General features: G+C 60.0%; 20 protein-coding genes and 1 pseudogene. 6 read left to right on the plus strand and 15 right to left on the minus strand.

From position 1 onward, the window contains the following. The first annotated feature begins 448 nt into the window (after positions 1–448). The gene (locus ACA065_RS09530) at positions 449–1,891 is read left to right on the plus strand and encodes a M10 family metallopeptidase C-terminal domain-containing protein (protein WP_497695324.1); all 1,443 of its coding nucleotides are present in this window, start codon (positions 449–451) and stop codon (positions 1,889–1,891) included. Here ACA065_RS09530 and ACA065_RS09535 read toward each other — a convergent pair. Continuing rightward, positions 1,887–2,156, minus strand: a pseudogene (locus ACA065_RS09535) (LysR substrate-binding domain-containing protein); the annotation flags it as partial. The gene ACA065_RS09530 and the pseudogene ACA065_RS09535 overlap by 5 nt on opposite strands. A 14-nt stretch (positions 2,157–2,170) precedes the next feature. Continuing rightward, a complete protein-coding gene (locus ACA065_RS09540; RefSeq protein ID WP_497694285.1) occupies positions 2,171–2,545 on the minus strand; it encodes a thioredoxin domain-containing protein in 375 nt (124 codons plus the stop codon). Positions 2,546–2,772: 227 nt separating this feature from the next. Between ACA065_RS09540 and ACA065_RS09545 the strand changes: the two genes are divergently transcribed. Both ACA065_RS09545 and ACA065_RS09550 read left to right on the plus strand, forming a co-directional pair. Further along, a complete protein-coding gene (locus ACA065_RS09545) occupies positions 2,773–2,961 on the plus strand; it encodes a type II toxin-antitoxin system HicA family toxin (RefSeq protein WP_497694286.1) in 189 nt (62 codons plus the stop codon). A gap of 11 nt (positions 2,962–2,972) precedes the next feature. After that, positions 2,973–3,377: a type II toxin-antitoxin system HicB family antitoxin gene (locus ACA065_RS09550; RefSeq protein WP_497694287.1), complete on the plus strand. Its 405-nt coding sequence runs from the start codon at positions 2,973–2,975 to the stop codon at positions 3,375–3,377. A 6-nt stretch (positions 3,378–3,383) separates the two neighbouring features. On the opposite strand, the gene ACA065_RS09555 is transcribed toward ACA065_RS09550, so the two are convergent. Continuing rightward, a complete protein-coding gene (locus ACA065_RS09555) occupies positions 3,384–4,580 on the minus strand; it encodes an MFS transporter (protein ID WP_497694288.1) in 1,197 nt (398 codons plus the stop codon). Positions 4,581–4,758: 178 nt separating this feature from the next. Between ACA065_RS09555 and ACA065_RS09560 the strand changes: the two genes are divergently transcribed. After that, positions 4,759–5,382: a DUF5666 domain-containing protein gene (locus tag ACA065_RS09560; protein WP_497694289.1), complete on the plus strand. Its 624-nt coding sequence runs from the start codon at positions 4,759–4,761 to the stop codon at positions 5,380–5,382. Positions 5,383–5,517: 135 nt separating this feature from the next. On the opposite strand, the gene ACA065_RS09565 is transcribed toward ACA065_RS09560, so the two are convergent. The 8 genes from ACA065_RS09565 to gcl all read right to left on the minus strand — a co-directional run bounded on the left by ACA065_RS09565 (position 5,518) and on the right by gcl (position 14,988). After that, positions 5,518–6,522, minus strand: a complete 1,005-nt coding sequence (locus ACA065_RS09565; RefSeq protein WP_159955075.1) for a sulfate ABC transporter substrate-binding protein — start codon at positions 6,520–6,522, stop codon at positions 5,518–5,520. Positions 6,523–6,627: 105 nt separating this feature from the next. Continuing rightward, on the minus strand, positions 6,628–7,452 hold the full coding sequence (locus ACA065_RS09570; RefSeq protein ID WP_497694290.1) for an ion transporter: 825 nt from the start codon (positions 7,450–7,452) through the stop codon (positions 6,628–6,630). A gap of 31 nt (positions 7,453–7,483) precedes the next feature. Continuing rightward, positions 7,484–8,350, minus strand: coding sequence for an urea transporter (locus ACA065_RS09575; protein ID WP_497694291.1), 867 nt, complete (start codon positions 8,348–8,350; stop codon positions 7,484–7,486). A 129-nt stretch (positions 8,351–8,479) separates the two neighbouring features. Continuing rightward, positions 8,480–9,895 (minus strand): pyruvate kinase, encoded by a 1,416-nt coding sequence (gene pyk, locus ACA065_RS09580; protein WP_497694292.1) that lies wholly within the window; start codon positions 9,893–9,895, stop codon positions 8,480–8,482. Next, positions 9,885–11,165 (minus strand): glycerate kinase type-2 family protein, encoded by a 1,281-nt coding sequence (locus ACA065_RS09585; RefSeq protein WP_497694293.1) that lies wholly within the window; start codon positions 11,163–11,165, stop codon positions 9,885–9,887. Before ACA065_RS09585 ends, pyk begins: the two co-directional genes overlap by 11 nt. 187 nt (positions 11,166–11,352) lie before the next feature. Then, positions 11,353–12,243 carry a 2-hydroxy-3-oxopropionate reductase gene (locus ACA065_RS09590; protein ID WP_497694294.1) on the minus strand — a complete coding sequence of 297 codons (891 nt, stop codon included), beginning with the start codon at positions 12,241–12,243 and terminating at the stop codon, positions 11,353–11,355. Between the two features lie 176 nt (positions 12,244–12,419). Continuing rightward, positions 12,420–13,202, minus strand: a complete 783-nt coding sequence (gene hyi, locus ACA065_RS09595) for a hydroxypyruvate isomerase (protein WP_497694295.1) — start codon at positions 13,200–13,202, stop codon at positions 12,420–12,422. Positions 13,203–13,212: 10 nt separating this feature from the next. Then, complete coding sequence (gene gcl / locus ACA065_RS09600; RefSeq protein WP_497694296.1) at positions 13,213–14,988, minus strand: glyoxylate carboligase; 1,776 nt, start codon at positions 14,986–14,988, stop codon at positions 13,213–13,215. 256 nt (positions 14,989–15,244) lie between these two features. On the opposite strand from gcl, the gene ACA065_RS09605 reads away from it, so the two are divergent. Further along, positions 15,245–15,685, plus strand: coding sequence for a GlcG/HbpS family heme-binding protein (locus ACA065_RS09605; RefSeq protein WP_497694297.1), 441 nt, complete (start codon positions 15,245–15,247; stop codon positions 15,683–15,685). A 134-nt stretch (positions 15,686–15,819) separates the two neighbouring features. On the opposite strand, the gene ACA065_RS09610 is transcribed toward ACA065_RS09605, so the two are convergent. Both ACA065_RS09610 and ACA065_RS09615 read right to left on the minus strand, forming a co-directional pair. Continuing rightward, positions 15,820–16,278 (minus strand): REP-associated tyrosine transposase, encoded by a 459-nt coding sequence (locus ACA065_RS09610; protein ID WP_497694298.1) that lies wholly within the window; start codon positions 16,276–16,278, stop codon positions 15,820–15,822. A 205-nt stretch (positions 16,279–16,483) separates the two neighbouring features. Next, positions 16,484–17,089 (minus strand): TetR/AcrR family transcriptional regulator, encoded by a 606-nt coding sequence (locus ACA065_RS09615; RefSeq protein ID WP_159955085.1) that lies wholly within the window; start codon positions 17,087–17,089, stop codon positions 16,484–16,486. A 304-nt stretch (positions 17,090–17,393) separates the two neighbouring features. Here ACA065_RS09615 and ACA065_RS09620 point away from each other — a divergent pair, with 304 nt between their 5' ends. Further along, positions 17,394–18,299 carry a DUF808 domain-containing protein gene (locus ACA065_RS09620; protein WP_497694299.1) on the plus strand — a complete coding sequence of 302 codons (906 nt, stop codon included), beginning with the start codon at positions 17,394–17,396 and terminating at the stop codon, positions 18,297–18,299. Positions 18,300–18,543: 244 nt separating this feature from the next. Here ACA065_RS09620 and ACA065_RS09625 read toward each other — a convergent pair whose 3' ends face one another. Both ACA065_RS09625 and ACA065_RS09630 read right to left on the minus strand, forming a co-directional pair. Then, the gene (locus ACA065_RS09625) at positions 18,544–19,332 is read right to left on the minus strand and encodes an MlaA family lipoprotein (RefSeq protein ID WP_497694300.1); all 789 of its coding nucleotides are present in this window, start codon (positions 19,330–19,332) and stop codon (positions 18,544–18,546) included. Continuing rightward, on the minus strand, positions 19,325–20,623 hold the full coding sequence (locus tag ACA065_RS09630; protein ID WP_497694301.1) for a serine/threonine protein kinase: 1,299 nt from the start codon (positions 20,621–20,623) through the stop codon (positions 19,325–19,327). The genes ACA065_RS09625 and ACA065_RS09630 overlap by 8 nt, the downstream gene beginning before the upstream one ends. Between the last annotated feature and the right edge of the window lie 199 nt (positions 20,624–20,822).

Raw genomic sequence — 20,822 nt, forward strand, 5'->3', positions numbered from 1 at the left:
CGAGGCGGCTAAACAGATCTTGCGAGGGGGGTATCGGCATTATGATCGTAATGGCGACGGAAAAATCGAGCTGTCGTTCACCCTTGACCCGGCGTTCACGGCACAACAAAAAGGGGCTGTTCGCAAAGCGCTGCAGGCTTGGCAGGAGGTGAGCAATATTACATTCAAAGAAGGCTCAACCCCAGCGGACGGCTCCATAACGATCAACGCCGATCCTACTACCAGCGGGGGAGTTTCGAATTTGCCTGAGTGGCGTTTCGCCCACATGACCACCACTCTCGGAACGCAGGGCGCTTCGGATGGCCCAAAAAATGGCGACTATTTTTTATTAACCGCCATTCATGAAGTGGGGCATGCCATTGGTCTTGGTCACCCCGGCAACTATAAGGAAGGTGTGGACAGCTATGCCAAGACACCCTACGCACAAGACACCAGGGCCCACAGCGTAATGAGCTATTGGCGCGAAACCAACCAACCGGGTCATGATTTCAAAAAACGTGAACCTTCATTGCTACTGAAGGATGATATTGCAGCGGGGCAGACATTATATGGTGTCAACTTCAATACCCGGAAGACGGACACTGTGTATGGTTTTAATGCCACTGCGGGCACTGATAACTTCAGTCTTAAATCCCCGAATGACAGGCCTATATTTTCAATATGGGACGGTGGGGGTAATGACACTCTGGATTTTTCCGGGTTTTTCCAGCACCAGAAAATCAATTTGCGCGCTGAGTCGTACTCCAGCGTTGGCGACTTGAAGGGCAATGTTTCCATCGCCAAGGGTGTGGTCCTGGAAAACGCTATTGGCGGTTCAGGCGACGATGAAATCAATGGCAATGAAGTGGGCAACCGGCTTCGTGGCGGGGGCGGTGCGGACACGTTGAGAGGCGGCGCAGGCGCGGATGTTTTTGTTTACGACAGGGCGAGTGACTCTACACTCGCCAAGCCAGACGAAATTCTGGATTTCACCAGCGGCACCGACAAAATTGATCTGAGCGGCCTATTAAAAAACGCTGCAATCCAGCACTTCAGGGTGGTCAAGCAGTTTACGGGGCGAGCCGGCGAGATCGTCCTCAGCCATGACCAGAACAACGGGACGGGGAGCTTGAGCCTGGACCTGACGGGCCGCGGCAAAGCCGCTTTGTTTATCAAGAGCGTGGGGAGGATTCAGGCCAGTGACATCGTCACTGGCAGCGGCGTTACGCAAATGAACCCCAAACGGAGCCCGGCGCCGAAGCCTGCGCCTGGCATCAACCCGAACGATACGGTGTATGGGTTTAACGCCAACACCGGTGATAGCGCCAGCAGCCTGCATGCCGGTAGCGGCGCGCCCAACCTCATCATCCGAGACACCGGCGGCAATGACACCCTGGACTTTTCCGGCTTCAGGCAGCACCAGGCCATCGACTTGCGCTCTGACGCAACCTCCAGCGTAGGCGGCCTGCGCGACAACGTCTCAATAGCTAAAGGCGTTATCTTGGAGAATGCGGTAGGCGGCTCAGGCAGAGACCGGATCGTTGGCAACGCGGTGAACAACACCCTCACTGGCGGTGGCGGCGGCGATGAGCTCTGGGGCGTGGGCGGTAAAAACACGTTCAAATATGCCAAGGTCACTGACTCGAGCGTTTACGATCCGGACCTGATCATGGATTTTGCCAGTGGCGAAGACACGATTGATCTGACGGCACTGGCAAAAGAGTTGGGCACGCCTTTGCGCCTGGTGGATGCCTTTACAGGGCGCATTGGCGATACCGTGGTCAAGTACGACCCAAGCAGTGGCCGTTCCGTTGTGGGTATAGACCTGCTGGGGCGGCATCAGTCGGACTTCCTCATTCGAAGCGCGCGGTTGATCAGGCCGCAGGATGTGCTCGGGCTGGCTACTCGCTAGCGCTGACGTTGCCCATGCGTAGGGCGACGTCGATGCCTTCTTCCACCAGGTTGAGGCTGTGGTCATTGAGCACCCCTTCGATTTTGACCCCAGGGTATTGCGCCAGGAACGGCCCCAGGTGAGGAATGATGTGCAACCGGGCGAAGGTCGTTGCGGCACCGACGCGTAAGTTGCCCGACAACCCTGTACCCGCGCCTCGGGCGGCGGCGAACGAGCCGGTTTCAACCACGTGGACGAAGGTTTGCATGGCGGTGAGGCGGTCCATCGCGGCTCCTTGAGTTATCGGGTGAGGGCGTCGAGCAGCGCCGAGGGGTCTGGGCGTTGAGTGTAATCCGGGTTGACCTCGGCGTAACGGATCACGCTGCCTTGGCCGATCACATAGCGCGCAGGCATGGGCAGGGTCCAGGCCGGATCGTCATTGATCAGCGGCAGGTTGTTGCCCAGAGCCTTGTAGCGTTCGATCAGGTAGTTCGGCAGCTCAAAGCGCAGGCCGAACGCAGCGGCGACGTCGTTGTGGGCATCGCTGAGGATCGGGAAACCCAGCTCGGCGGTGGCGCGCTCCATGATCGGGTGGATGTGTGCCGGCGCGTTGTAGGGCGGTTTGCCGGCTTTGAAGTCAGCACGGAAGGCATCAAGTGTGGCTTGAAGTGTCATTGCGGTATTCCCATCGGGAGATGAGCCGGGTTGGCAAGACAGCAGGATGAGGGCGGCAGGATGGGCGAGGAAGCCGGGCACAGGCATAGGATTTATGCCCTGTTGGAATAGATTTGGCGGGTTTCCAATATTGCGTAATACAACCGGCAATTCGGTCGAGCGATTCTGTGCTTGAGTAAATATAACTCTAGGGTTATTTTTATTCAGGCCAAGCCAAGGAGGCTGGGGTGCAAAGCAGGTTATTGATCAAGGAGCTGCAAGAGGCGGGTTGGGTGCTGGAGCGGGTCACGGGCAGTCATCATATTTTTACTCACCGCTATAGCCCGTACACGATCCCGGTGCCGCATCCGAAGAAGGACTTGCCCCTGGGCACGGTCAGAAGCATCAGGAAACGCGCCGGGCTGTTTCAGTTTTAAGGAGAGCATTCATGCAATACCCAATGTGTATCGAATGGGGCGATGATTTTACCGCCACCGGTATTCAGATCCCGGATATTCCAGGTGCGGTCACCGCCGGGGACAGTTTTGAAGAGGCGTACAACGCCGCCGTGGAAGTCGCGCACATCATGTTGCAAGAAATCGCCGCCGAAGGTGGGCCGATTCCGATGCCAACGTCGGTGGCCAGTCATCACGCGCACGCAGACTACGCCGGGATGGGCTGGGGGATGTTGGAGCTGGACATCTCGCCCTATCTGGGCAAAACCGAGAAGGTCAATGTGACCTTGCCCGGTTATGTCATCCAGCGAATCGACCGCTATGTGCGCGAGCACAAGGTCAAAAGCCGCTCGTCATTTTTGGCGGATGCGGCTTTGGAGAAGTTGGTGCGTTCCTGAGGGTTCTCAGGCGGTGGCAACCGAAGCGCCACGCGAAGCACTGAGGAAGCGTAACAACGCCAGCAGCGGGAACGCGCTGCCCACCAGCATTACGCCCAGCCAGCCGCCGTGTTCATACACGCTGCTGGCAATCGCCGAGCCGAAGGCACCGCCGATGAAAATGCTGGTCATGTACAGCGCGTTCAGGCGGCTGCGGCTGTTGGCGTCGAGGGCGTAGATGGCACGTTGGCCGAGGACCATGTTCATCTGCACGCAAAAATCCAGGACCACGCCCGTCACGGCCAGGCCGATCACGCTGTACAGCGGGTGCACGAAGGCCGGCAAGAAGCTCAACGCGGCAAACAGCATGGCCAGCAACGAGGCACGGTGCGTGTGGCCAGCATCGGCCAGGCGGCCCGCGATGGGGGCGGCAATGGCACCCAACGCGCCGACCAGGGCAAACAGTGCGATCTCGCTTTGGCTCAGGCCGTGATGACGTGCCAGCTCCAGCGGCGCGGCGGTCCAGAACAAGCTGAACGTGGCGAACATGCAGCCTTGGTAGAACGCGCGCTGGCGCAATACCGGTTGCTCACGCAGCAGGGTGCCCAGCGAGCGCAGCAACTGGCCGTAGCTGGCGCTATGGTCGGGCTGACGTTTGGGGATGGTCATCAGCAATACCACGCTGATGAACGCCATCAACGCGGCAGCGGCCATGAACATCGCACGCCAGCCGAAGTGGTCGGCCACCAGGCTGGACACCGGCCGTGCCAGCAGAATGCCGAGCAACAGCCCGCCCATGATGCTGCCGACCACGCGGCCACGGGATTCGGCAGGCGCCAGGTGCGCGGCCAGCGGAATCAGAATTTGCACCGAGACGGAACTGAATCCGATCAGCAGCGACACAAGAAGGAACAAATTCGGCTGCTCGGTGAATGCTGCACCCAGTAGGCTGGCGATGGCCAGCACGGTGGTGGCGATCATCAGCTTGCGGTTTTCAAGCAGGTCACCCAGCGGCACCAGGAAGAACAGGCCCAAGGCGTAGCCGATTTGCGTGAGGGACACGATCAGGCTGGCCATTGCCGGGGTCAGGCCGATGTCCGGCGCAATCAGTTCGATGATCGGTTGGGCGTAGTAGATGTTGGCAACAATGGCGCCGCAACAGAACGCAAAAAGCATCACCATGCCTCGGGTCATAGTGCCTGTAGCGTGTGGGGTAGCGGTCATGGTGTTCTCATCAAAGCGAAGGAAGATGGCGTGCGAGAGTAAAGACAACGCCTGTGCCGTAGTAGGGCGCTGTCAGTGATATCACTCATGCCGAAAATTAATGACTGAATCGTTAACTTTTGGATCGAACGCCAATGATACATTCAGTCACAACTGCCGAAACAGGAAATCCACTTTCATGAAAATCACGCTGAACAAGATGATCCTGGCTTCAACACTTGCCGCGGCCATGGCCATTGGCTTGGCCAACGCCGCCAATGCTGCCGACGCGCCGCGAGTCGGTGTGCGCGGCGCCATCACGGCGATGGACGGCGACGCGATGCACGTCAAGGTCAACAGCGGTGAAGACGTCATCGTGCACCTGACCAAGGACACCCAAGTGCGCGCCGTTACCCTGGCCAAGATCGATGAAATCAAGCCCGGCAGCTATATCGGCTCTGCCGCCATGCCGAATGCCGACGGCACCCTCACAGCCCTGGAAGTCCACGTGTTCCCACCGGCCATGGCCGGCACCGGTGATGGGCACCGCGCGTTCGACTTGAAAGAAGGCAGCAGCATGACCAACGGCACCGTCGGCGACCTGGTGGTCAGCAACGGGCGCACCTTGACCGTGAAGTACAAAGGCGGCGAGCAGAAGATTGTGGTGCCGGAGGATGTGCCGATCGTCAACCTGGAGCCGGGTGACCGCAGCTTGCTCAAGCCGGGGGTGAAGGTGGTGATGTTTGCGGCGCAGGGGGCCGATGGGACGATTACCGCACAGGCTATCTCGGCCGGTAAAGATGGCGTGACACCGCCGATGTAGGGGCCAAACACAAAATAAATGTGGGAGCTGGCTTGCCTGCGATGCAGACACTTCGGTGTATCAGGTATACCGAGGTGATGCTATCGCAGGCAAGCCAGCTCCCACACTTGACCGCGTTTATTCAGCTAGAGCGGTTTATTGGCCGCTGTAGATCTGGTCAAAAACCCCACCATCATTGAAGTGGGTTTTCTGCACGGTGCGCCAGTCACCAAAGGTCTTCTCTACCGACAAAAAGTCGACCTTGGGGAAGCGGTCGGTGTACTTGGCCAGCACCTTCGGATCACGTGGGCGCAGGTAGTTATTGGCAGCAATTTCCTGGCCTTCCGGCGACCACAGGTACTTCAGATAGTCTTCGGCAGCCACGCGGGTGCCTTTCTTTTCGACGACTTTGTCGACCACCGATACCGGTGGCTCAGCTTCTGCGGAGACGCTTGGGTAGATCACTTCGAATTGATCACGGCCAAATTCACGCGCGATCATTTCCGCTTCGTTTTCAAAGGTCACCAGCACGTCGCCGATCTGGTTGGTCATGAACGTGGTGGTGGCTGCACGGCCGCCGGTGTCCAGCACCGGGGCGTGTTTGAACAGCTCGCCGACGAACTTCTTCGCCTTGTCTTCATCACCGCCGTTCTTCAGCACATAACCCCAGGCCGACAGGTAGGTGTAGCGGCCGTTACCCGAGGTTTTCGGGTTGGGCACGATGACTTGCACGCCATCTTTGAGCAGGTCCGGCCAGTCTTTCAGGGCTTTGGGGTTGCCTTTGCGCACGATAAACACCGTGGCCGAGGTGAACGGCGCGCTGTTATTCGGCAGGCGCGTAACCCAGTTATCCGGCACCAGTTTGCCGTTGTCCGCCAGGGCATTGATGTCGGTGGCCATGTTCATGGTGATCACGTCGGCCGGCAGGCCGTCGATTACCGAGCGGGCTTGTTTGCTGGAGCCGCCGAAGGACATCTGCAAGGTCAGCTTGTCGTTCGGGTGCTCGGCTTCCCAGTGCTTCTGGAAGGCGGCGTTATAGTCCTTGTAGAAGTCGCGCATCACGTCATAAGAGACGTTGAGCAGTGTGACGGGGGCAGCCTGTACGGCGCCCGCCAAGGCAAGGCCGGCGGCCAGAAGAGAGGCGCTAACGAGTTTTTTCACTGCTCATTCCTTGTTGTTCGAGAAGGTTGTCGATTGAGTGGGGGCAATTTGCCACCGACTATAGCCGCGCCCGCATAGACGTTTAAAGATTAAAACGAACTTTGCTTATTCCACTTTACGAAACAGATTACTGCCACAGCGCGAGCAAAACGCCGCGTTGGGCTCATGGTTGTCTTTTTTGCACACAGGGCAGTCGTGTTGCAGCTGCTCACCGCGCATGGCACTGGCCAGTTCAGCAGTAAAAATCCCGGTGGGCACGGCGATGATCGAGTAACCCGTGATCATCACCAGCGACGAAATCACCTGGCCCAATGGCGTCTTCGGCACGATGTCGCCAAAGCCCACCGTGGTCAGGGTCACAATCGCCCAATAGATGCCTTTTGGAATACTGGTAAACCCATGTTCCGGGCCTTCGATTACATACATCAAGGTGCCGAACACCGTCACCAGGGTGCACACGCTGACCAGGAACACCACGATCTTCTGCTTGCTGCCACGCAACGCCGCCATCAGGTAGTTGGCTTGCTTGAGGTACGGGCTGAGCTTGAGCACGCGGAAAATCCGCAGCATCCGAATGATGCGGATGATCAGCAGGTACTGCGCGTCGCTGTAATACAGCGCGAGGATGCCGGGCACGATCGCGAGCAAGTCCACCAGCCCATAAAAGCTGAAGGCGTAGCGCAACGGCTTGGGCGAGCAATACAGGCGCAAGCCGTACTCGATGGCGAAGATCAGCGTGAAGCCCCACTCGATATAGGCCAGCAGACTCGCGTAGTTCTGGTGAATCTGGTCGATGCTGTCGAGCATCACGATCACAATGCTGGCGAGGATGATCAGCAACAAAATGCCGTCAAAGCGGCGCCCGGCCGCTGTATCGCTTTGGAAAACCATGACGTAGAGCCGCTGACGCCAGTCGTTGTTGCTGTCCATAAAGCCCGCCTGAATCGAAGATCGAGCAAGCCTAGGGGGATTCGAACGGGCTGTCCACGCGGGCTTTGAACATCCGCTGGCTGGCGCGTACCAACCAGCAGGCGAGGATAAACGGCGCGGTCAGCGCGGGCAGGTGCAGGGCGGCGAAACCGGGCGTGAGCATGACCGCCAAGAGGATGCCAAGCAGCGGCAGCCAGGGTTGGCGACGGCTCTGGCTCAAAGCCAGCGCAGCCAACGCCGGGTTGTAGCTGTGCAGGCCGAGGAGGGCGGCGCTGGTTTCGTCCATCAGCAGGGCGATCAGCACACCACTGATGGCACCGGTTAACGCCCACAGCGCGGCGCGACGGTTGGCCAGTAACAGGCCAAACGCGATCAGGGCGCCGGCCAGTGGCTGGTCCAGCAGCATGATTTGCGCGAGCCCGGTGAAGGGCGCAGCGAAAATGCCGAGGGTGTCGGGTTCGGTCAGGGCGCTTGCAGGCACCGTGCCCAACAGCAACCAGCCGAGGCCGACAAAAGGCGCGGTATAAACGGGCAAGTCATCTGCTTGCGTGGCATGTTTCAACCATTGGCGCGTGAGCATCGCACTTAAGCCACCGCACGCCAGGATCAGCGGCGGCAACAAGGCCGACCAGGCGAAGTGCTGGCTGATCAGCAAGCCCAGCAGCACGCCGTTGTAGCTATACAGCCCGGCCTGGCGTTCCGCCTTGGGGTAACCCCGGCGCTGGGCCGTGAGCAAACCCGCGACGCCACCCAACAACGCCCCGCCGAACAAGGCCGGGGCGCCGATCAGGATGGCCAGCAGGCACAGCAGGCCACACAGTGGCTGGCGTTGCAGGAAGATCTGGCTGAAGCCGTTGAGCAGGGCTTCGGCCCAGTCGGGGCAGGTTGGGTTGTGCATGAGTTGAGTTTCTGCAAGTGAACACCAACCCTGTGGCGAGGGCGCTTGCTCCCGCTGGGGCGCGAAGCGGCCCCAAAAGAGAGGCCTGCTGCGCAGTCCAGCGGGAGCAAGCTCCCTCGCCACAGGGGGTCAGATCAGGGTTTCGATACGCAACGAATTGGTCGACCCCGGCTGCCCAAACGGCACCCCTGCGGTAATCACCAACGTATCCCCGCGCTGCGCCATGCCCTGCGCCTGGGCAATTTCCAGTGCCGTGGAGCACACCTCATCCACCTGGCGCAGCCGATCGTTGACCACCGAGTGCACGCCCCACGCCACGCTCAAGCGCCGCGCCGTGGACAGGTTGGGCGTGAGGTTGAGGATCGGCGCCACTGGTCGCTCCCGCGCGGCGCGCAGGCTGGAACTGCCGGACTCGCTGTAGTTCACCAGCACCGCCACCGGCAGGATGCTGCTGATACGCCGGATCGCGCAGCTGATCGCGTCCGACACCGTGGCATCCGCCTTGGGCCGGCTGACGTCGAGTTGCGTCTGGTAATCCGGGCCGTTTTCCACCTGGCGGATGATCTTGCTCATCATCTGCACGGCCTCCAGCGGGTACTCGCCCGACGCCGTTTCCGCCGACAGCATCACCGCATCCGCGCCTTCGGCTACAGCGTTGGCCACATCTGTGACCTCGGCACGGGTCGGCGCGGGGGAGAAACGCATGGACTCAAGCATCTGCGTGGCCACCACCACCGGTTTGCCCAACTGGCGGCAGGTGCTGATGATGTCTTTCTGGATTTGCGGCACGCTCTCGGCGGGCACTTCAACACCCAGGTCGCCTCTGGCCACCATGATCGCGTCGCTCAGTTCGGCGATTTCCTGCAGGCGTTGTACGGCGGACGGCTTCTCGATCTTGGCCATCAAGAACGCTTTGTCGCCGATCAACTCGCGGGCCTCGCGAATATCTTCCGGGCGCTGCACAAACGACAGCGCCACCCAGTCCACGCCCAGCTGCAGGCCGAAGCTCAGGTCGCGGCGGTCCTTGGCGGTCAGCGGGCTGAGTTCCAGCAAGGCTTGTGGGACATTCACGCCTTTGCGGTCAGACAGTTCGCCGCCATTGAGTACGGTGGTGTCGATAGCGTTGGCATGTTTGGTGATCACGCGCAGGCGCAACTTGCCGTCGTCGAGCAGCAGGTCCATGCCCGGTTCCAGCGCCGCGATGATTTCCGGGTGGGGCAGGTTGACCCGGCACTGGTCGCCCGGCGTTGGGTCCAGGTCCAGACGCAAGGCCTGGCCGCGCACCAGTTGCGCCTTGCCCTCGGCAAACCGTCCGACGCGCAGTTTCGGGCCTTGCAGGTCCATCAGGATGCCCAGCGGGTAATTGAGCTGGCGCTCCACCTGGCGAATCCACTGGTAGCGCTGGGCGTGATCGGCGTGGTCGCCGTGGCTGAAGTTAAGGCGGAAGATGTTCACCCCGGCTTCCACCAACTCGCGGATGTCATCAATGCTGTCAGTAGCCGGGCCGAGGGTGGCGAGGATTTTGACCTTCTTGTCAGGCGTCATGTTGGGCAGTCTCAAGAATCAGGATGGCGCGAAAGTCATTGACGTTAGTGCGGGTCGGCTCGGTGATGATCAAACCGTCCAGCGCAGCGAAGTAGCCGTAGCCATTGTTGTTATCCAGCTCATCGCTGGCCGACAGGCCCAAGGCTTCGGCGCGCGCATAGCTGGTCGGGGTCATGATTGCGCCGGCGTTGTCTTCGGAGCCGTCGATGCCGTCGGTGTCGCCGGCCAGGGCGTAGACGCCGGGCAGGCCCTTGAGGCTGTCGGTGAGGCTCAGCAGGAATTCGGCGTTGCGCCCGCCACGGCCATCGCCGCGCACGGTGACGGTGGTTTCGCCGCCGGAGAGGATCACGCACGGCGCCGCCAGCGGTTGGCCATGCTGCACGATTTGCCGGGCGATACCGGCGTGTACCTTGGCCACGTCCCGCGCTTCGCCTTCGAGGTCACCGAGGATCAACGGGCTGAACCCGGCCTGGCGCACTTTCACCGCCACCGCTTCCAGGGATTGTTGCGGGCGGGCGATCAATTGGAAGTGGCTGCGCGCGAGCACCGGGTCGCCGGGTTTGACGGTTTCCGAGGCCGGGTTCTGCAACCAGCTGCGCACCGAGGCGGGCGCGTCGATGCTGTAGCGCTTGAGGATCGCCAGGGCTTGCTGCGAGGTGCTCGGGTCGCCGACGGTGGGGCCGGAGGCGATGACGGTGGCCAGGTCGCCCGGCACATCGGAGATCGCGTAGGTGTACACCGTCGCCGGCCAGGCCGCCTTGGCCAGTCGCCCGCCCTTGATCGCCGAGAGGTGCTTGCGCACGCAATTCATCTCGCCAATGGTTGCGCCAGATTTGAGCAGGGCTTTGTTGAGGGTTTGCTTGTCGGCCAGGGTGATGCCTTGGGCGGGCAGGGCCAGCAAGGCAGAGCCACCGCCGGAAAGCAGGAAGATCACGCGGTCGTCTTCGGTCAGGTTGCTGATCAGCTCCAGCACACGCTCGGCAACGGCCAGGCCAGCTGCATCGGGGACCGGGTGCGCGGCTTCGACCACTTCGATTTTTTTGCACGGTGCGCCATGGCCGTAGCGGGTGACCACCAGGCCCGAGACCTCGCCCTGCCAGCAGTTTTCGACGACAAGCGCCATGGCCGCTGCGGCTTTGCCGGCACCGATCACGATCACCCGGCCGCTGCGGTCGGCGGGCAGATAAGGTTCAAGGACTTGCCGGGGGTGGGCGGCGTCGATGGCTGTGGCAAACAGCTCGCGAAGCAGGTGTTGCGGATCGACCGACATAAGCGGGCTCCCGGGGGATTTTTGTTATTAGAGATGCATCAATTTCAGACTTGGAATGCGATCAAATGTGGGAGCGGGCTTGCCCGCGAAGGTCTTTCATTCAACATCCATGCTGACTGACCTGGCGCTTTCGCGAGCAAGCCCGCTCCCACATTCGACCGCATTTCAACGGGAGGAACGGTATGGGTTATTTATCGCGAATCGAAAAATTCGCCATATGCTCCAAGCCCTTGATCAGCGCCGAGTGGTCCCAATTGCCACCGCCAATCGCCGTGCACGTGCTGAACACCTGCTGCGTACCGGCGGTATTCGGCAGGTTGATCCCCAGCTCCTTGGCCCCGGCCAGCGCCAGGTTCAAATCCTTCTGGTGCAGGTTGATGCGAAAGCCCGGATCGAAGGTGCCCTTGATCATGCGCTCGCCATGCACTTCCAAAATCTTCGACGAGGCAAAACCACCCATCAGCGCTTCACGCACCTTGGCTGGGTCGGCGCCATTTTTTGAAGCGAACAGCAGCGCTTCGGCCACCGCCTGGATGTTCAGGGCGACGATGATCTGGTTGGCCACTTTGGCGGTCTGGCCATCGCCATTGCCGCCGACCAGGGTGATGTTCTTGCCCATGCTCTGGAACAGCGGCAAAGCGCGTTCGAACGTCTGCGGCTCGCCACCGACCATGATGCTCAAGGTGCCGGCCTTGGCGCCGACTTCACCACCGGACACCGGGGCGTCAAGGTACTGCGCGCCGCTCTGATTGATCTTGGCGGCAAACGCCTTGGTCGCGGTGGGGGAGATCGAACTCATGTCGATCACCACCTTGTTCGGCGACAAGCCAGCAGCCACGCCATCGGCGCGGAACAGCACGTCATCGACCTGCGGGGTGTCGGGCACCATCACGATGATGAACTCGGCTTCCTGCGCCACTTGCTGTGGGTTGGCCAAGGCCACGGCGCCGGCGTCGAGCAATGCTTGCGGGGCCTTGCCGTGGTGTTCGGAGAGGAACAGTTGGTGACCGGCTTTCTGCAGGTTCGCAGCCATGGGTTCGCCCATGATGCCGGTGCCGATAAATCCGATTTTAGCCATGATCAAAATCCTCTTTTTATTAGGTGTATGGGCCTGGCACGGCCTTCTAAACACAGGCGGTCCAATGTGGGAGCGGGCTTGCTCGCGAATGCAGTCTGACATTCAGCATTGATGTCGACTGATACACCGCTTTCGCGAGCAAGCCCGCTCCCACATTGGGTCCCGTGTTTGTTCAATCAGATCGCGTTGTGGGTTTTGAGCCAACCCAGGCCCGCTTCAGTGGTGGTCAGCGGCTTGTATTCACAACCAACCCAACCGGTATAACCAATGCGGTCCAGATGCTCGAACAGGAAGCGGTAGTTGATCTCCCCAGTCCCCGGCTCGTTGCGCCCGGGGTTGTCGGCCAGCTGGATATGGTTGATCTCACCCAGGTGCGCCGCCAGGGTCCGGGCCAGGTCGCCTTCCATGATTTGCATGTGATAGATGTCGTATTGCAGGAACAGGTTGGCACTGCCCACTTGCTCGCGAATCGTCAGGGCTTGCGCCGTGTTGTTCAGGTAGAAACCTGGAATGTCACGGGTGTTGATCATCTCCATGACCAGCCTAATGCCTGCCGCTTGCAGCTTGTCGGCGGCGTACTTGAGGTTGGCGACGAAGGTCTTTTCCACGGTTTGGTCGTCAACGCCTTGCGGCCGGATGCCCGCCAGGCAGTTGACCTGGGTATTGCCCAGCACCTGGGCGTAGGCGATGGCCAGCTTGACCCCGGCACGGAATTCCTCGACGCGGTCCGGGTGGCACGCCAGGCCGCGTTCGCCCTTGGCCCAGTCGCCGGCCGGCAGGTTGAACAACACTTGGGTCAGGCCATTGGCGTCCAGCTGCGCCTTGATCTCGGCGGAGCTGAATTCGTACGGGAACAGGTACTCAACACCCTGGAAGCCGGCGTCGGCAGCCGCTTTGAAACGGGCGAGAAAGTCCTGCTCGGTAAACAGCATGGACAGGTTGGCGGCAAAACGCGGCATAAGGTTCTCCTTAATCGAGCAGGGAAATGGCAGTCGGCGCATCGTTGCCGACCAGTGCCAGATCTTCGAATTCGTTGACGGCGTTGATCTCGGTGCCCATGGAAATATTGGTCACGCGCTCCAGAATAATCTCAACAATCACCGGAACCTTGAATTCTTCGATCATTTCCTCGGCGCGGCGCAACGCCGGCGCGATCTGGCCCGGCTCGAACACACGCAGGGCCTTGCAACCCAGGCCTTCGGCGACCGCGACGTGGTCCACGCCATAACCGTTGAGTTCCGGAGCATTGAGGTTGTCGAAGGACAGCTGCACGCAGTAGTCCATTTCAAACCCGCGCTGGGCCTGGCGGATCAACCCCAGGTAGGAGTTGTTCACCACCACGTGGATGTAGGGCAGCTTGAACTGCGCGCCCACGGCCAGCTCTTCGATCATGAATTGGAAGTCATAGTCGCCCGACAGCGCGACGACCTTGCGGCTCGGGTCGGCCTTGACCACACCGAGTGCGGCTGGAATGGTCCAGCCCAAGGGACCTGCCTGGCCGCAGTTGATCCAGTGACGTGGTTTGTACACGTGCAGGAACTGCGCGCCGGCGATCTGCGACAGGCCGATGGTGCTGACGTAGCAGGTGTCTTTGCCGAACACCTGGTTCATCTCTTCGTACACCCGTTGCGGCTTGACCGGCACGTTGTCGAAGTGGGTCTTGCGGTGCAGGGTGGCCTTGCGCTGTTGGCAGTCATTGAGCCAGGCGCTGCGGTCCTTGAGCTTGCCGGCGGCTTTCCACTCGCGGGCCACTTCAATGAACATCGTCAACGCGCAGCCGGCGTCGGAAACGATGCCCAGGTCCGGGGTGAACACGCGGCCAATCTGCGTCGGCTCAATGTCGACGTGAATGAATTTACGCCCTTCGGTGTACACCTCCACCGAACCGGTGTGGCGGTTGGCCCAGCGGTTGCCGATGCCCAGCACCACGTCGGATTTCAACAGCGTCGCGTTGCCATAACGGTGCGAAGTTTGCAGGCCGACCATGCCGACCATCTGCGGGTGATCGTCGGGGATCGTGCCCCAGCCCATCAGCGTCGGGATTACCGGAATGCCGGTCAACTCGGCGAACTCCACCAGCAATTCGCTGGCGTCGGCGTTGATCACGCCGCCGCCACTCACCAGCAAGGGGCGTTCGGCCTGGTCCAGCAGCGCCAGGGCTTTCTCGACCTGGATGCGCGTGGCCAACGGCTTGGCCAGCGGCAGCGGCTGGTAGGCGTCGATGTCGAATTCGATCTCGGCCATCTGCACGTCGAACGGCAGGTCGATCAGCACCGGGCCAGGGCGGCCGGAGCGCATTTCATAGAAGGCTTTCTGAAACGCGTAAGGCACCTGGCCGGGCTCCAGAACAGTGGTCGCCCACTTGGTCACCGGCTTGACGATGCTGGTGATGTCGACGGCTTGGAAGTCCTCTTTGTGCATGCGTGCACGCGGGGCTTGGCCGGTGATGCACAGAATCGGGATCGAGTCGGCTGAGGCGCTGTACAGGCCGGTGACCATGTCGGTGCCCGCCGGGCCCGATGTGCCGATGCACACGCCGATATTGCCGGCCTTGGTGCGGGTGTAACCCTCGGCCATGTGCGAGGCGCCTTCAACGTGGCGAGCAAGGACGTGATCGATGCCACCGACCTTCTGCAAGGCCGAATACAGCGGGTTGATGGCGGCGCCTGGAATACCGAAGGCGGTGTCCACGCCTTCGCGGCGCATGACCAGGACGGCGGCTTCGATTGCTCTCATTTTGCTCATGATATTGGTGCCTCTTGCGTTTTGTAATTGTATACAAGTGGTGTCTGGTCAAAGTGTATTCATGGCGAGCGGCGCAGGTCAATGCATTTTATAAACCCACCTATGCGTTCGTCTGAATGGCTTTTTTCGACGTATGGAGCGTTTGTGCGAAAATATTGTATACAAAAATAAATATCATTGTGTTCTATTTGTTCGATCGAGCTTCTGATCAAACAGACCTCCACCGGCTTCCCAATAACAAAAGAAGGACGGCACCATGAGCGCTTTAACCTTGAAACTCGCCACCCAATTGGCCAGCCAGGCCCTCACCGCAGGCCGCACCATTTCTGCCGCGCCGCTGACCATCGCAGTGCTCGACAGCGGCGGGCACCTGATCACCCTGCAGCGCGAAGATGGCGCCAGCCTGCTACGCCCGCAAATCGCCATCGGCAAGGCCTGGGGTGCGATTGCGTTGGGTAAGGGCTCACGTTTGCTGGCGCTGGACGCGCAACAGCGGCCGGCGTTTATCGCGGCCTTGAACAGCCTGGGGCAGGGCAGTGTGGTGCCGGCGCCGGGTGGGGTGTTGATTCGAGACCTGGCGGGTGCGGTGCTGGGGGCGATTGGGATCAGTGGGGATACGTCCGATATTGATGAGCAGTGTGCGATTACGGCGATTGAGGGGGTGGGGTTGATGGCGGATGCGGGGGTGTCTGCTTGATTCTTTGGTGACTGTAAGGGCCTCTTCGCGAGCAAGCCCGCTCCCACATTTGATAGGGTTCACACATTTATATTTGTGAATGCAGTCAATGTGGGAGCGGGCTTGCTCGCGAAGGCGGCGCCTCGGTCTAGGCTCTAAACCCAAATCGCATCCCACAGCGGATAGTCGCCAATCCGCTTCACCAAACCGGCCCGCAGAGGATTAGCCACCACATACCTGGCCATTTTTACCAGGTCGTCTTCCTTGCGCAGTGCTCGGTCATGAAAGCTGGTTTGCCAAAGGCGCCCCTTGCGGCCCGAGGCACCGTTCACAGTCCGAGTGCTTTTGGATTTCACTTGGCACAGCAGATCCCCCAACGAGCCTTTTTGCAGTTCGATCAGCCAGTGAAAGTGATCAGGCATCACCACCCAGGCCAGGGAGTTAGCCAGCCCTTGATACTGGGCCAACCTGAATTGCCAGACCACCAAGCGACCCAGCTGAAAGTCACTGAATATGGGTATGCGTTCGTGGGTGTTGGTGGTGATCAGGTAGGTGCGGTTCGGTTCGCTGAACCGCCCAACGCGCAGGCGGTGTGAGGTAGCTAGATCAGGCATTCCTTGGCCTCTCTTCAGGTGGGGTTCTGAGAGGCTAGATCTTGGTGGCTTATGCTGATTAGCAGGCTTTTGGCAGGATGTGTCTGGGAGGGCGCTATCGCGGGCAAGCCCGCTCCCACATTGGCTCAGCGGTGTTCATACAATTTGTGTGCGACCCAGGCCAGTGTGGGAGCTGGCTTGCCTGCGATGACGTCGCCACGGTCCATCAATCCGGTTCACACCCCTTCAACACTAACCGAATAATCGTCTGCGCCGCCGCCTCGTAATCGGCCTCATCGAGCTTGGCTTTCCCGGTCACCGCCGAAATCTGCCAATCAAAATCGGCATACGTCTGGGTTGCCGCCCAAATGCTGAACATCAAATGATTGGGGTCAATGGCGGCGATCAGCCCTCGATCCACCCAGCTCTGGATGCAATCAATGTTGTGTTTGGCCTGGGCGTTGAGCTGCTCGATTTGCTCGGGGCTCAGGTGCGGGGCGCCGTGCATGATTTCGCTGGCGAACACCTTGGAGGCAAACGGCAGGTCGCGGGAGATGCGGATTTTTGAGCGGATGTAATTGCTCAGCACCACCGAAGGCTCGCCCTCGGGGTTGAACGGCGTGGACGCCGCCAGGATCGGCTCGATAATGCTTTCGAGCACCTCGCGGTAGAGGTTGTCCTTGGACTTGAAGTAGTAGTAAACGTTGGGCTTGGGCAGCCCGGCCTTGGCGGCGATGTCGCTGGTTTTGGTCGCGGCGAAGCCCTTGTCGGCAAACTCCTCGCTCGCCGCCCGCAGGATCTTTTCTTTGTTGCGCTCGCGAATGGTGCTCATAAACCAACAGTTTCCTTGCCAAGACAGGCGGTCGAGCATGGTAGCACCGGCTTGACGCAGCGCTCAATCATGCAGGCGCAGCCCTTGCACACCGTGCGTTGCAGCTGACTTTATCTGTCTTGATACTGAACGCGTTCTCCAAAGCCTGCGTTCGGCCAGCGTGGTTAACGGGGCGCTTCAGATCAAGATCACGATCAAGGTCAAAAGCAGATCAACAGCAATCATCCGTGCTGTACACAGCCCTATATTCCCTCACGGTCGCCGCGTTATATTCACGGCACTCTAACCGCAGGATGGACGCGTCATGGCAGGAAGCAGCTTACTGGTACTGATCGACGACATCGCCGCCGTCCTCGACGATGTGGCGTTAATGACCAAGATGGCCGCCAAGAAAACCGCGGGTGTGCTCGGCGATGACTTGGCGCTCAACGCCCAGCAGGTCTCCGGGGTGCGTGCCGAGCGGGAAATTCCGGTGGTGTGGGCGGTGGCCAAGGGCTCGTTTCTAAACAAGCTGATTCTGGTGCCGGCGGCGCTGTTGATCAGTGCGTTTGCGCCGTGGGCGGTCACGCCGTTGTTGATGCTGGGCGGGGCTTATCTGTGTTTCGAGGGCTTTGAAAAGCTCGCGCATACGTTCTTGCACAAGCGCACCGAGGAGCAGGCGCATCTGGTTGAGGCAGTCGCTGATCCGTCGACTGATCTGGTGGCGTTTGAGAAGGACAAGATCAAGGGCGCCATCCGTACCGATTTCATTCTTTCCGCGGAAATTATCGCCATCACTCTCGGCACCGTGGCCGATGCGCCGCTGATGCAGCAGGTGGTCGTGTTGTCGGGCATTGCCATTGTGATGACCATCGGCGTTTACGGCCTGGTTGCCGGTATCGTCAAGCTCGATGACCTGGGCCTGTGGCTGACGCAAAAGCCGGGCCAGGCGGCGCGTAGCATCGGTGGGGCGATTCTTCGCGCCGCGCCTTACATGATGAAAAGCCTGTCGGTGATCGGCACGGCGGCGATGTTCATGGTCGGCGGCGGGATTCTCACCCATGGCGTGCCAGTGGTGCATCACTGGATCGAGACGGTGAGCCAGAGCACCGGTGGCTTGGCGTGGTTGATGCCGACATTGCTGAATGCGGTGGCTGGGATTATCGCGGGGGGTGTTGTGTTGGTCGTCGTCCAAGTGCTCGGCAAGATATGGCGAGCCGCGAAGGGTTGATTTGCCCGTATCGAGTACCGATTGAACCGCAGTTTAATCTTAATCCTGCCGTTCGATTTTCCAGGCATCTACCCTTCGTGGGGCTTATCATTGTTAGCGTTCAATTGCTGAAGAAAGGCGACAAGGGGGAGAATAACTACGGGTTACCTTGCCGTGATGTCGAAAATGCTTAGCAGCGTTTGACTTTCCTAAAGCGCAATAAAAAAGGCCATTCAATCGAATGGCCTTTTTTGTGTTGCTCTCGTTACTCAGCAATCTGCAACTTGCGCGATTCGGTATAGATATACCGCACCTTCTCATACTCAAACGGCGAGTTCATCTGGCCGTAGCGGAAGCTGGTCTGGTAGCGCTTGTCGACGGCGCGCAGGGCCCAGATTTCCGGGTGGTTTTCGCTGACCTTGGACACGTTGAGGAAGTTGATCTGGGTCTCGGCGCCGTAGTCGACGATCAGGCCGGCGGTGTCGCGCAGGTTCGAGGGCCCGAAGATCGGCAGCACAACGTACGCGCCGCCGGGCACGCCGTAGAAGCCCAGGGTTTGGCCGAAGTCTTCGCTCTGGCGCGGCAGGCCCATGGCGGTGGCCGGGTCCCACAGGCCGGCGATGCCTATAGTGGTGTTGAGCAACAGGCGCCCGGTGGTTTCCAGGGAACGATGGCCCTTGAGTTGCAGCAGGCTGTTCATCAGGTTGGGCACGTCGCCCAGGTTGTTGAAGAAGTTGCTCACGCCGGTGCGCAGGAAGCTCGGTGTGACATAGCGGTAGCCGTCAACCACCGGCAGGAACACCCATTGGTCGAAGCGGTAGTTGAAGTGGTACACACGGCGGTTCCACGACTCCAGCGGGTCATACACGTTGAGCGCGGTCAGCGATGAGCGCTCGAACTCGCGCTGGTCCAGGCCCGGGTTGAACTTGAGCTTGGTCAGCGGCTCTTTGAAGCCGTCAGAGTCGACCTTGACCGGTTCGTACGCCTTGCTGTTGTCGGCATTGGCGACGCCCGCGCACATCAGGGCGGCGAGCAGCAGAAGATATTTAGCCACGGAAGAACTCCAGCATGGCGTCGGCGTTGACGCGGTAATTGAGGTTGCCGCAGTGGCCGCCCAGCGGGTAGACGGTCAAGCGATCGCCGAAGGTTTTACGCAGGAAACCGAGGTCGCCAGGGCCCAGGATCACGTCGTCGGCGTTGTGCATCACCGCGATTTTCGGGCTGGTGTGCAGGTAGTCCTTGAGGGCGTACAGGCTCACCTGGTCGACCAGTTGCAGCAGGCTGCCGCCGTCGGTACGCGCGCGCCACATCGGGATCACTTGTTCGGTGAGGTAGCAGTCGAAGTCGCATTGCAGCGCACGCTTGAGGAACGGCGTGAGGCTGGTGCCTTCGGTGATCGGGTATTTGGGCGGGATGATCAGGCCGCGGCGGTTGATCAGGTCCGAGGTGAAGGCAATGTCGGCCGCCGAGAAGCGGAACGAGGTGCCGATCAGCATCGCCATCTGTTCGTTGGTCAGGTGCTGCTTGGAGTTCTGGAAGTCGTAGAGCAGGGCGTCGTTAAGGTCGATGTAGCCCTTTTGCTGGAAGTAGCGGGTCAGTTTGCTCAGCACCAGTTCATAGAAGGTGGTGGTGTTGTTGATGCCCTTGACCTCGGTCTGCACCAACTTGTCCAGGTTGGTGATCGAGGTGTAGAGGTTGACCGGCGGATTAAGCAGCAGCACTTTCTTGAAGTTGAAGCTGCGACGGGTTTCGTCGAGCTTGCTCACAAACGCCGCATCCAGGGCGCCCAGGCTGTAGCCGGTGAGGTAAAAGTCGGTCACCGGCAGCGAGGCGTTTTGTGCGCGTACGGCCTGCATGACACGGTACATGTCCTCGGCGTCTTCCTGGGTGATACCCGGCGTGGCGAAGCGCGAGGCGGCACTGATGAAGTCGAAGCTGGTCGGCGACGACAGTTGCACCACGTGGTAGCCGGCTTGGTAATAAAGTTTTTTCAGGTATTCGTTGATGCTGCTGTCAAATCGCGCACCTGTGCCGGCGATCAGGAAGATCAGCGGCGCAGCGCGGTCTTGCTTGGCGATGCGGTAGGTGAGTTTTTTCACCGCCCAGAAGTTGTCCGGCAGGCTGAACTCGCGCTCGGGGCGCATGTTCAGGGTGTAGTCAGACTGATTGATCTCGTCGTCGGTCGGCAATTTAGGCCGAAGGTCGGGCGGTGTGGTGGCGATGGTTGCTTCGAACGGGTTGGTCAAAGGGTAGCCATAGCTGGCCTGGTCGATATCGACGGCCAGTGCTGACGCACTCAAAAAAAGGCTGCCCAGTAAGGCAGCACAGCGCAAGGAACGGAGCATGACTTAATCCCTAAGAGGAAACGTGCTGAATGAAGTTCGCAGGCTATGACCACCGCGTTGCCACCGAAGTGCCAGCCTTCGGCACGAAAATTCGGAAAAAAAACGTCGGAATCGGGGTAATAGTAGCGAGAAGATACACTTTGCCGCGCGTTGATGAACACTAATTGTGTGTATGCGCCTTGCTAACGGCCGCAGGCGC

It is taken from the genome of Pseudomonas sp. LBUM1640, from assembly GCF_059716225.1.

Excerpts from the sequence above, each read along its gene's own strand:
- ACA065_RS09530 (WP_497695324.1), top strand. The coding sequence starts at position 449 with ATGAGCTATTGGCGCGAAACCAACCAACCGGGTCATGATTTCAAAAAA.
- ACA065_RS09540 (WP_497694285.1), bottom strand. The coding sequence starts at position 2,545 with ATGACACTTCAAGCCACACTTGATGCCTTCCGTGCTGACTTCAAAGCC.
- ACA065_RS09550 (WP_497694287.1), top strand. The coding sequence starts at position 2,973 with ATGCAATACCCAATGTGTATCGAATGGGGCGATGATTTTACCGCCACC.
- ACA065_RS09555 (WP_497694288.1), bottom strand. The coding sequence starts at position 4,580 with ATGACCGCTACCCCACACGCTACAGGCACTATGACCCGAGGCATGGTG.
- ACA065_RS09560 (WP_497694289.1), top strand. The coding sequence starts at position 4,759 with ATGAAAATCACGCTGAACAAGATGATCCTGGCTTCAACACTTGCCGCG.
- ACA065_RS09570 (WP_497694290.1), bottom strand. The coding sequence starts at position 7,452 with ATGGACAGCAACAACGACTGGCGTCAGCGGCTCTACGTCATGGTTTTC.
- ACA065_RS09575 (WP_497694291.1), bottom strand. The coding sequence starts at position 8,350 with ATGCACAACCCAACCTGCCCCGACTGGGCCGAAGCCCTGCTCAACGGC.
- pyk (WP_497694292.1), bottom strand. The coding sequence starts at position 9,895 with ATGACGCCTGACAAGAAGGTCAAAATCCTCGCCACCCTCGGCCCGGCT.
- ACA065_RS09585 (WP_497694293.1), bottom strand. The coding sequence starts at position 11,165 with ATGTCGGTCGATCCGCAACACCTGCTTCGCGAGCTGTTTGCCACAGCC.
- ACA065_RS09590 (WP_497694294.1), bottom strand. The coding sequence starts at position 12,243 with ATGGCTAAAATCGGATTTATCGGCACCGGCATCATGGGCGAACCCATG.
- hyi (WP_497694295.1), bottom strand. The coding sequence starts at position 13,202 with ATGCCGCGTTTTGCCGCCAACCTGTCCATGCTGTTTACCGAGCAGGAC.
- gcl (WP_497694296.1), bottom strand. The coding sequence starts at position 14,988 with ATGAGCAAAATGAGAGCAATCGAAGCCGCCGTCCTGGTCATGCGCCGC.
- ACA065_RS09605 (WP_497694297.1), top strand. The coding sequence starts at position 15,245 with ATGAGCGCTTTAACCTTGAAACTCGCCACCCAATTGGCCAGCCAGGCC.
- ACA065_RS09610 (WP_497694298.1), bottom strand. The coding sequence starts at position 16,278 with ATGCCTGATCTAGCTACCTCACACCGCCTGCGCGTTGGGCGGTTCAGC.
- ACA065_RS09615 (WP_159955085.1), bottom strand. The coding sequence starts at position 17,089 with ATGAGCACCATTCGCGAGCGCAACAAAGAAAAGATCCTGCGGGCGGCG.
- ACA065_RS09620 (WP_497694299.1), top strand. The coding sequence starts at position 17,394 with ATGGCAGGAAGCAGCTTACTGGTACTGATCGACGACATCGCCGCCGTC.
- ACA065_RS09630 (WP_497694301.1), bottom strand. The coding sequence starts at position 20,623 with ATGCTCCGTTCCTTGCGCTGTGCTGCCTTACTGGGCAGCCTTTTTTTG.